This window comes from Burkholderia sp. SR8, assembly GCF_052851275.1.
Genome location: NZ_JAULUC010000065.1, coordinates 1 through 1,506, shown reverse-complemented (window position 1 = coordinate 1,506; position 1,506 = coordinate 1). Strand labels below are relative to the sequence as shown.

Sequence of the window (1,506 nt, the reverse complement as noted above, 5' to 3'; positions counted from 1 at the left end):
CTCTTCCCTTAGGTTGCACCCGCCGTGACGCACGCGGAGCAGAGCACCATCTCCCCGGATCGCCCTCACCAACAATAAGGGCCGCGACAGCCGCCCTTATTGTTACTGAAGCCAATCCACAGCAAGCTTTAGAATTTCCAACAAATTACTCGGACCACCGTATCCGATGAACTCCGTTTCGGTGGCATTTATCCTGATCCAATCCTCGTCGTCACGCTCAATGTTGATGTCGGGGGGCCTCCTGATTGAAGCACCACCGGCCAAGCCGATCGCGTTCTTGCTGACAAATCGACCGGTGTTGGGATCATAGTGCCTATGCTGGTTATAGATCGTTACCCGTTATGTGGCCGTTGTGGATGGCGGTCAACCCGGCAACGAGATCGCTTGCCAGCGATTTGACTTCATCCTCAGCTAGCGCACCGAGCGGCACGACAACGAAACGTTCGCCCCTTCGGAGATCCAGAGCAAAGCAGTAGTCCCCACCGTCTGTACCGATACCCACAAAGTCCCGGCCCATGCGTGTCGTGATCGAGTACAAGGCATTGAGTTTGATGACCTGCTCGATGGTCCACATGGACAGATAGAGGTCACCAACGTCGCCCTCGCCCCCATCCGACCACGCAAGGAAGTCCTTATAGTTCAATGGAAGCAGAACGCCTAGTGTCTTTTCCAGGCTAGCGATTTCTGCGAGGGCGGAGGGAGCGCGTCTGTGAAAGTCGACGCCCAGCAACGCTGTGAAATCCGTCATTTGATGGCTCCGAGTTTGTCGAAGTACTTGTACGCCTTCTTCAAGGCACGCTTACGGCAGTCGTCCGAGATCCCAGCAGCCCGCATATCTTGCGACGAATAGTTGAATTGATTCTGAATGCTAGTAGCCCACGGGTCCTGTCCTGCAGCCGTCATTGCGTCGCGGCGTGCGTTCTGGCTATCGCTGATCGCTTTGTGGATCGGGTTTTGTGGGATGAGAATTGCAGGAGCTTCTCGATAGTTGTACCCCTCGATTTTGTTCGCCTTAGCCCAACGATCCTGAATGATGTGGTGGCTCTGATAGCCAGACGGCCTGGGGCTCGGTTGATTACCGTGTGGCTCAACGCCACATGGGCACCCGCATCGCTTCGCGAGACCAAGTGGATCAATCCAGCCCGCAGGGTTCGGCGCATATTGATACGCGTTGATCCCGCCAGCCAGCCCAATTGGGTCTTTGCTGATGAAACGGCCGCTGCCCGGATCGCAATATCGATACCAGTTATAAGCGAGCCCACTCTCATCATCGACCTGCTGCCCCTGAAACCGCAGTGGATTCTTCGGCACAATCCCCGCCGTCTTCGAAGCCCGCTCAATCACCTCCCGCGCTTCACCCCAAGCCTTGTACGATGCCTCCCACACGACGTCGCCGTCGCCATCGGTCAGCAACTGCGGCGTACCAATCTGATCGCAGTGGTAATAGAACACCGCCGCATCGCCCCGCCGCTCCTGCACCTTCTGCAGCGGGTCCTCCTCCGGCAT

2 protein-coding genes are annotated in these 1,506 nt (G+C 56.8%); both read right to left on the bottom strand.

From position 1 onward, the window contains the following. Positions 1 to 322: 322 nt before the first annotated feature. Positions 323 to 748, bottom strand: a complete 426-nt coding sequence (locus tag Q3A80_RS31795; protein ID WP_446332732.1) for an SMI1/KNR4 family protein — start codon at positions 746 to 748, stop codon at positions 323 to 325. After that, on the bottom strand, positions 745 to 1,506 hold a 762-nt coding region (locus tag Q3A80_RS31790), incomplete at its 5' end, for an RHS repeat-associated core domain-containing protein (RefSeq protein WP_446332731.1). The genes Q3A80_RS31795 and Q3A80_RS31790, both read right to left, overlap by 4 nt.